The organism is Marinococcus sp. LNSP9103-4, assembly GCF_056034345.1.
The window spans coordinates 46933-56174 of sequence record NZ_JBQLIA010000021.1 but is presented as its reverse complement, the minus strand read 5'-3'; the positions used below and the strand labels follow the sequence as shown (position 1 = coordinate 56174).

General features: G+C 49.0%; 6 protein-coding genes. All 6 read left to right on the top strand.

Annotated elements, in window-relative coordinates; all coding sequences use genetic code 11:
- Positions 1–433 precede the first annotated feature (433 nt).
- Entirely contained in the window at positions 434–2176 is a 1743-nt protein-coding gene (locus tag ACTRXG_RS13350; protein ID WP_474285404.1) for an adenine deaminase C-terminal domain-containing protein, read from the top strand.
- 115 nt (positions 2177–2291) lie between these two features.
- The gene (locus ACTRXG_RS13345; protein ID WP_022793704.1) at positions 2292–2606 is read left to right on the top strand and encodes a YerC/YecD family TrpR-related protein; all 315 of its coding nucleotides are present in this window, start codon (positions 2292–2294) and stop codon (positions 2604–2606) included.
- A 226-nt stretch (positions 2607–2832) separates the two neighbouring features.
- Entirely contained in the window at positions 2833–3519 is a 687-nt protein-coding gene (pcrB, locus tag ACTRXG_RS13340; protein WP_474285403.1) for a heptaprenylglyceryl phosphate synthase, read from the top strand.
- Between the two features lie 73 nt (positions 3520–3592).
- Positions 3593–5815: a DNA helicase PcrA gene (gene pcrA, locus ACTRXG_RS13335; RefSeq protein ID WP_474285402.1), complete on the top strand. Its 2223-nt coding sequence runs from the start codon at positions 3593–3595 to the stop codon at positions 5813–5815.
- Positions 5816–5829: 14 nt separating this feature from the next.
- On the top strand, positions 5830–7833 hold the full coding sequence (gene ligA, locus ACTRXG_RS13330; protein WP_474285400.1) for an NAD-dependent DNA ligase LigA: 2004 nt from the start codon (positions 5830–5832) through the stop codon (positions 7831–7833).
- 138 nt (positions 7834–7971) lie between these two features.
- Positions 7972–9174, top strand: a complete 1203-nt coding sequence (locus tag ACTRXG_RS13325; protein ID WP_474262454.1) for a CamS family sex pheromone protein — start codon at positions 7972–7974, stop codon at positions 9172–9174.
- Positions 9175–9242: the final 68 nt, after the last annotated feature.

The following is a 9242-nucleotide window of genomic DNA, read 5'->3' as shown; positions in this document are numbered from 1 at the left end:
TTTAGTATACGACCCTTCGGGGCGCTTGCCTACAAAAAAACTGTCGAGAAAGGAGACTTTCTCGACAGCCTGAAAACTGTTTCTGCCGTCAGCAGAAACAGTTTTTTTATGAACTTTGCAAAGCAAATATGAAATTTATGTTATATTTCCTGTCATTTTCTTTCTCCCGGGCAAAGGATTCTGTTACAATGAGCAGGATAAAAATATTAGTACAGTTTTATCGGTTTTTTAATAAAATTTCCTAATATTTTAAGTGAATTCTGACAATTAACTGAAACTGTTTCACTATTTTTGTGAAATCATGAAAACAGTTGTAAAAAAGGAAAACGTTTCAAAATTGTCACCTGAAAGTATAAAAAAGCGTTTACATTTGTGATATGATAGGGAAAATGAAATCGAGCAACGAACTGTGTGCAGGAGGAGAGATGTTTGGATGGCAAATAAGCTGTATCATTGGAGCAAATCAACATTGAGAGACCATCTTTCCGTGATGAGGGGAGAAACAGCTCCCTCTATTATTTTAAAAGATGCAACATACTTAAATAGTGCCCGCAAAAGCTGGAGCCGCGGGCACATATGGATATATGACGACCGCATTATGTACGCCGGGCCTGAATGGCCGGAGAAAACAGACGGATCGGAAATCGTCGACTGCAGCGAAAAATGGGTGGTGCCGGGTTATATTGAACCACACGCTCACCCATTCCAGCTGTACAGCCCGCAGACACTGGCGGAGTACGCGTCCGTGCGTGGAACGACTACACTTGTGAACGATAATTTGTTTTTGTTTTTAAATATGGAGAAATACCAGGCGCTTTCTGCCATTGAAGATCTTGGGGAGCTTCCTACGTCCATGTTCTGGTGGGCCCGGTACGATTCCCAGACAGAGCTGGAGGAAGAAGACCGGTGGTTTTCGCCGTCGAACATGAAGGACTGGCTGGAGCATCCGCTCGTCGTCCAGGGGGGAGAGCTGACCTCGTGGCCTAAAGTGATGACGGGTAACGATACGATCCTGCACTGGATGCAATACACGAAGGAACTGAATAAGCCGATTGAAGGACACCTTCCGGGCTCCTCGGTATCGACGATTACGCAGATGGCACTGCTCGGCGTGGATGGCGAGCATGAAGCGATGACAGCAGAGGAAGCGCTTCGCCGGCTGGACGCAGGTCTCGTCACATCGTTGCGCTACTCTTCGATCCGGCCGGACCTTCCGGACATGATCGAAGGGCTGCTTGAGGCCGGAATCACGGACTTTCGCCGTTTTACGCTGAATACTGACGGGTCCACCCCGGCCTTTTATAAAGAAGGTGTTATTGACCGGACCATTCAAATCTGCCTGGACAAGGGCGTGCCCGAAATCGATGCGTATGAAATGGGCTCGTATAATGCGGCGGTTCACCTGGGTCTCGATAATTTGATCGGCATGATTGCCCCGGGGCGGCTTGCCCATCTGAATATTTTATCGGATAAACGCGATCCTAGGCCTGAAGCCGTGCTTGCTAAAGGCCAGTGGGTATACAGGAATGAAACGAACCTGTATCCGAAAAAGCCCTTCGAATGGGAAAAGTACGGGGTGACCCCGCTTGAAATTGACTGGGAATTAAAGGACAGCGACTTTCACTTTTCGATGCCGATGGGAATCGAGCTGATGAATTCCGTTATTTTAAAGCCTTACCATATCGGCATTGAAGCAAACAATGATGAGCTGTGGAAAACCCACGACGAGTCCTTTTTCATGGTCATTGACCGGTACGGAAAATGGCGCGTTAATACGATCTTAAAAGGGTTTGCAACCAAGGTGGACGGATTCGCGTCCTCCTTTAATAACAATGGTGATATTATTATGATCGGCAAGCATAAGGAAGATATGCAAAAAGCAGCCGAAGAACTCATCAAAAATAAAGGCGGGATTTTTCTCGTCGAGGAAGGGGAAGTGGTGGAGCATATTTCCCTGGATATTTTCGGCCTGATGTCCTCGAAGCCGATGGAAGAGGTTATTGTTGAGCATGAAAAAATGGTAGCCGCGCTGAAAACCCGGGGCTATCCGCATGAGGATCCGGTTTATTCTCTCTTATTTTTTGCAGCGACTCATCTCCCGTATATCAGGGTTACGCAAAAAGGTATATATGACGTTCATAAAAAAATGGTACTCTTTCCTGCCATTATGCGTTAAACTGTAAAAGTAGGTACTGATATCAGCTAGTTTCAGCCTGGATGAAACTGTTTTGCGCGTCGCTTTATGAATAAATACCTTCGTCTGTCACGTAGCCAAAAAGGAGTGTAGTGTGTTGCAGATTGACAAATTAAGGGGGAAAGAGCTCGATCAGCTCTTTCAGGCGATCCTTTCGTTAAAAAATATCGATGAGTGCTATGAATTTTTTGACGATCTATGCACGATTAATGAAATTCAATCACTTGCCCAGCGGCTTGAAGTAGCAAGAATGCTTCAGCACGGATATACGTATCACAAAATTGAACTGGAAACCGGTGCAAGCACCGCAACCATATCAAGAGTGAAACGGTGCCTGAATTATGGAAACGACAGTTATCAAATGACTCTCGACCGTGTGCATGATGAAAAACAGGAACAGGACTCACAATAGAGCGTACAGACAGACGCGTATAAAACTCCCGCCGGACTGCCGGATGGGAGTTTTTTTGCGGGGGAAACGGAATAAGTTTATTTAGGAACAGCGGTGGATTTGGTATAATGAAAGACTGAGGAACGAAAAGCGGAAAGGCCCGGAAGGTTTGGCCGTTTCAGATCTTAGCAGCTTCAAATCGGAGCCTGTCTGGGCTTATCTATTTGCATAAAGGGAGTACGTCAGGATGTTATCATATTCAGAATGGAAACATGTCTTTAAGCTGGATCCGGCGAAAGCGATCAGCGACGAGAATTTAGAAAAAATATGTGAGTCGGGAACAGATGCGGTCATTGTGGGAGGAAGCGACGGGGTTACCCTTGATAATACATTGAATCTTCTGGCCCGGGTGCGTCGGTTTCCAGTTGCCTGTGCGCTTGAAATCTCAAATATAGAAGCGGTGACCCCCGGCTTTGACTGCTACCTCGTGCCGACGGTGTTAAACGCAGGAGATGCCCGCTGGATTACTGGGCTGCATCAGCAGGCACTGAAGGAAATGGGCCCCGCGCTCGAGCAGGAGGAAGTACTCGCGGAAGGATACTGTATTTTAAATCCGGATGCCAAGGCAGCAGCATTAACAAAGGCCAGGACGGAACAGACGGACGAAGATATTGAAGCATATGCCGCGATGGCGGACCGGCTGTTTCATCTTCCGATTTTTTATATAGAATACAGCGGCACATATGGCGACGTGCGAATGGTTCAGAAAGCACGGGAAGCATTACACGAAGCAAGGCTCTTTTACGGCGGCGGTATCCGTTCGAAAGAGCAGGCAGCGGAAATGGCTGCTTACGCAGATACCATCGTAGTCGGAGATATTGTGTATGAGGATGTAAAGAGAGCAGTGCAGACCGTCAAAGCGGTCAGGCCGTAGCGTGAATCAAAAATATTCGGTATACTAAAACAGGAACGTATGTTCCTTAATACTTATGAAAGGCGGTGGCATCATGCAGCGACAAATCATTGAGCGCATGTTATCCGGAATGAACGAGCCGCAGAAACAAGCGGTGCAGCACACAGAAGGTCCGCTTCTGGTTATGGCCGGGGCAGGAAGCGGAAAAACCCGGGTGTTGACCCACCGGATTGCTTACTTAATTAGAGAAAAAATGATCCCGCCCTATGCAATTCTTGCGATTACTTTTACAAATAAAGCTGCCAAAGAAATGAAGGAGCGTGTCGGCAAACTCGTCGGACCGGTGGCCGAGGATATTTGGATGTCAACCTTTCACTCGATGTGCGTCCGCATTCTCCGCCGGGATATCGACCGGATCGGCTATAACCGGAACTTTTCGATACTGGATTCAAGCGACCAACTGTCTGTTATCAAGCAAATCTTAAAGGATCAGAATATCGACTCGAAAAAGTTTGAACCACGGGCGATCCTTGGCATGATTTCGTCCAATAAAAATGTGCTTGAAACACCGAAGCAGTTTGCAGAAAGAGCAGAAGGGCCGTTCGAAGAAATTGCAGGGGATGTGTATAAAGAGTACCAGCGGCGGCTCCGGAACAACCACGCCCTTGACTTTGACGATCTGATCATGAAAACGATCCAGCTGTTTGAAGACGTGCCGGAGGTGCTGCAGTTTTATCAGCGGAAATTCCAGTACATTCATGTGGACGAATACCAGGATACCAACCGGGCGCAGTACATGCTCGTGAATATGCTCGCAGCAAAGCGCCACAACCTCTGCGTTGTAGGGGATTCAGACCAGTCCATCTACAAATGGCGCGGGGCGGATATACAAAATATCCTTTCCTTTGAGCGGGACTATTCGGAAGCAGTTACGATTTTCCTCGAACAGAACTACCGGTCGACGAAAACGATTCTGCGCGCGGCAAATGAAGTGATTAAAAACAATGCCGGGCGTAAAGAAAAAACGCTTTGGACGTCGAATCCGGATGGGGAAAATATCTACTATTTTCAGGCCTCCAACGAACGCGACGAAGCGTATTACGTAGTGGATAAAATCAAAGAAATTACGAGAAAGAAGGATATACGCCACGGTGATATTGCCGTTTTATACCGGACAAACGCGCAGTCCCGTGTGATTGAGGAAATGTTTGTAAAATCAGGCGTCGAGTACAATATGATCGGCGGCACCAAGTTCTACGACCGGAAAGAAATCAAGGATCTGCTTGGCTATCTGCGGACGGTGGCAAATCCGGATGACGACATCAGCCTCGGGAGGATTGTAAATGTGCCTAAAAGAGGCATCGGAGCTTCCACGATGGAAAAGGTGACAAAGTATGCTGCGAGTCAGGATATTTCCCTCATCCATGCGCTGCAGGAGGCCGATCAGATTGGTCTTGGCGCCGGGCCGGTCAAAAAGCTGCAGTCCTTTGCCGAGCAGATGAAGCATTGGATGCAGATGCAGGACTACCTTTCGGTCACCGAACTGGTCGAAGAGCTCCTGGAGAAAACCGGCTACCGGGAAGCATTGAAAAATGAACGCTCGCTGGAGTCACAGAGCCGCCTCGAGAACCTCGAAGAATTTATGACAGTCGCCCAGGAGTTTGAAAAACGGAGTGAGGACAAATCGTTAATTTCCTTTTTAACGGATCTGGCACTTGTGGCTGACCTAAATGAAAATGATGACACCGACGTGCGGGACAAGGTAGCTATGATGACCCTGCACTCCGCCAAGGGACTGGAATTCCCGACCGTATTTCTTATTGGGATGGAAGAAGGAATCTTCCCGCACAATCGCTCACTGTTTGAGCCCGAAGAGATGGAAGAGGAGCGCAGGCTCGCCTACGTTGGAATGACCCGGGCCGAGCAGGAGCTTCACCTGACCCACGCTTCCATGCGGATGCAGTACGGACGAACGCAGGCAAACCCAATGTCGCGGTTCATTCAGGAGCTCCCACAGGAGCTGATTTCCGGGCGTGAAGAAAAGCAGCAGGCTCCTGCGAGTGGAAAAACGGCTTCCCCGTTTGAGCGCAAACGCCAGGCTGCAACGGCCGCTCCCCGGGAAAGCAAAGCACCGACGCCAAGCGGCGGCAGTGACCTTTCCTGGAATATTGGCGACAAGGCTAAGCACAAAAAATGGGGAACCGGCACCGTTGTCAGCGTACGAGGTGAAGGCAACGACATGGAACTCGATATTGCTTTTCCGAGCGAAGGTGTCAAGCGGCTGATGGCCACGTTTGCCCCAATTGAAAAAGCGTAGAAAGGACGAAGCCGATGGAGAGAAAGCAAGCAGAAGAACGTGTAGAACAACTCCGTGAGCTGTTGGATAAATACGGCTATTATTACTATGTTAAAGATAATCCAATCGTGCCGGATGCTGAATACGATGAACGGCTGCAGGAGCTGATCCAGCTTGAAAATGATTTCCCGGATCTGCAGGCTCCCGATTCTCCGACGGTCCGGGTTGGAGGAGCGCCCCTGGAAGGCTTTCGCAAGGTGCAGCACCGGATTCCGATGCTGAGCCTCGGAAATGCCTTCAACGAACAGGATGTGCGTGACTTTGACAGGCGGGTGCGCCAGGTGACCGGTGACAATGTGGAATACGTGTGCGAGCTGAAAATAGACGGCCTGGCCGTATCGCTTTCCTATGAGGATGGACGCTTTGTGCTCGGGGCGACCCGGGGCGACGGCACAACCGGAGAGGATATTACCCATAACCTGAAAACGGTCCGGGCGATCCCTCTGCGTCTTGAAGAAGCAGTGGATATTGAAGTGCGCGGAGAAGTGTTTATGCCGGAGCGCTCGTTTCTCAGTCTGAATGAAGACAAGGAAAAGAATGGAGAAGAGCCGTTTGCCAACCCGCGTAACGCAGCTGCGGGCTCCCTCAGGCAGCTTGACCCGAAAATTGCGGCCAAGCGAAACCTGGATATTTTTCTGTATGGTGCCGGCAACGATGATGAGCTGGATGTGAATACGCACGCCGAATCGCTTGATTTTATGGATCAGCTCGGATTCAAAGTGAACCCGGAAACGAAAAAATGCCGAACCATTGAAGAAGTACTGGAATTTGTAGACTACTGGACGGAAAACCGCAACGGGCTCTCCTATGAAATCGATGGCATCGTTATCAAGGTGGACGATCTAGGCCAACGGGAGGACCTGGGCTTTACAGCAAAAAGTCCACGCTGGGCGACGGCCTATAAATTTCCGGCAGAAGAAAAGGTGACGACGCTCGAGGATATTATTTTAAGCGTTGGACGTACCGGCGTAGTGACCCCAACGGCGAAGCTGACGCCGGTTCAGGTGGCAGGAACGACAGTGCAGCGGGCTTCGCTTCATAATGAAGATCTGATACGGGAAAAGGGAATCAAACTCGGAGACCAGATTGTCGTTAAAAAAGCCGGAGATATTATTCCGGAGGTCGTGCGGGTGCTAACCGAGCTCCGCGAAGGAAATGAAAGGGAATTTGAAATGCCCACAGAATGCCCCTCCTGCGGGACAGAGCTTGTACGTCTCGAAGAGGAAGTGGCTCTTCGCTGCATGAATCCAAACTGCCCGGCACAGCTGCAGGAAGCGTTGATTCATTTTGTCTCCCGGGGGGCGATGAATATCGATGGCCTCGGAGAAAAAGTGATTCAGCAGCTGTTTTCGCATCAATTAGTCTCTGGGATTGAAGACATTTATAAGCTCGACCGGAATGAACTGCTTGAGCTTGAACGCATGGGAGAAAAATCCGTTGATAATCTTTTGAGAGCGATTGAAGCGTCCAAGGAAAATTCACTGGAACGCTTACTGTTCGGCCTTGGCATCCGGTTTGTCGGCTCCAAAGCGGCCCGGACGCTGGCGGAAGAATTCGGTACGATGGAGGCACTTGAACAGGCAGATAAAGACCAGCTTCTTGCCATTTATGATATTGGTGAGAAGGTAGCAGATTCCATTGTCAGTTATTTTGAACAGGAAAACGTTTCGGTATTGCTCGGCGAGCTGCGCCGGCTCGGGCTGAATATGGAATATAAAGGCCCGCGGAAATCTGAACAGGCAACAGATACAGTGTTCAGCGGTAAAACGGTCGTTCTTACCGGCAAGCTGCAGGAATTAACCCGCAAGGACGCCAAGGAACGTATTGAGGCGCTGGGTGGAAAGGTTACCGGCAGCGTCAGCAGCAATACGGATATCGTGGTGGCAGGAGAAGAAGCCGGCTCTAAATTGGAAAAAGCGAGAGAACTGGACGTGACCGTCTGGGACGAACAGCAGTTAATTGAGCAAACAAGTGAATAAAAAGAAGATAAAAGTAGCTTGTTTCACTCGGGCATACCTTCTAAGATAGAGATGGGAAAGAAAAAAATGTAAGCCTCTGGATGCACAAAAGAGGAAAAATATCTGGAAGGAAACGCCGGGAATGGAGGAAATGATATTATGCGGAAAAGAGCCGGCCTTGTTATAGCTGCTTCCGTGTTTGCATTATCAGGATGCGGGTTGTTTGGCGGGGGTGAATCAGAATCAGAGAACTCTCAGCCGGAATCAGAGGAAGAACTGTCGCTGAGCGCCGGCATTCCAAGTCTGGATGAGTACTACCGGGCGGTGCTCACTGACGATGGCCAGTACGTCACAGGGGAATCCCGGGGGCTCAGTAATTCCATTGTTTATAACCGCTTTGATCTGGAGCGGATGGAAATAGGCATGCAGGAGCTTGCTTCGGAAGAGTTCAGTCAGGATAACTACTATTTCCGGGAAGGCCAGGTCATTGAACGCAGTGAGTTAAATAACTGGCTGCTGCGGGAAGGCGAAGAAGGCGACGGGGAACCAACGACAAGGCCGAGAGGACTGAATCCGCCGCTTGCCGGGAGTGAAGGAGACGAGTTTGAGGAGCGCGAACGCGGTGAACCGAGAACAATGTCCAACCTGCTTGAACATAACTACATGGAAGAGGGAAGCGACGGCCTTGAACTTGGCGGTATTGTCATTGGGCTGTCGATGAATGAAACATATTACTTCCGCGAGGAATATGAAGACGGTACATACGGACCGTGGCTTGAAGAGTCCATCAGTGAAGAAAACGCTCTTGAGGACGCGCAGCGTATTGCAGAGGAAATTACCCAGCGCCTGCGAAACGACGAACGCGATAATGCAGACCAGATTGAAGAAGTGCCGATCATGTTTACCGTCTTCCAGGAGGCACCGAGAGACTCGAGCGTGCCGGGAACGTTTATTGCAACCGGTATGGCTGACCCGGGACAGGAGCCCGGAAACTGGAATGAATTAAATGAATCAAACTATTTGTTCCCGTCTTCGGAAGCAGAAGAAAATAACCGTTCTGATTCCGAAATGTTCGATGAGTTTAGTAATGAAGTGAACAGCTTTTTTGACAATACAGTCGGTGTAGTTGGAGAAGGTCATTACGTTAATGGTGAACTCGACAGCCTGACGATTGATATTCCAATTCAATTTTACAGTAAAACAGAAATTATTGCCTTCACCCAGCACGTGGCGGATAAGACAGAAGACATTTTTCCAAACGGTCTTGAAGTGGAAGTGAATATTAATTCCTCCTCCGGTCAGGAAGCGTTAATTACGAATGAACCGGGAGAAGATATGTACGTTCACGTATACAATGAGTAATTTGTGAGCGCGGGAAGTGGGCACAGTTGCCCGCTTTCCTTTTTCTTTGATATGATCAGAGTATTGTC

Bases quoted from the DNA above. Each gene is read 5' to 3' on its own strand.
- ACTRXG_RS13350 (WP_474285404.1), top strand. From the start codon at position 434: ATGGCAAATAAGCTGTATCATTGGAGCAAATCAACATTGAGAGACCAT.
- ligA (WP_474285400.1), top strand. From the start codon at position 5,830: ATGGAGAGAAAGCAAGCAGAAGAACGTGTAGAACAACTCCGTGAGCTG.
- pcrB (WP_474285403.1), top strand. From the start codon at position 2,833: ATGTTATCATATTCAGAATGGAAACATGTCTTTAAGCTGGATCCGGCG.
- ACTRXG_RS13325 (WP_474262454.1), top strand. From the start codon at position 7,972: ATGCGGAAAAGAGCCGGCCTTGTTATAGCTGCTTCCGTGTTTGCATTA.
- pcrA (WP_474285402.1), top strand. From the start codon at position 3,593: ATGCAGCGACAAATCATTGAGCGCATGTTATCCGGAATGAACGAGCCG.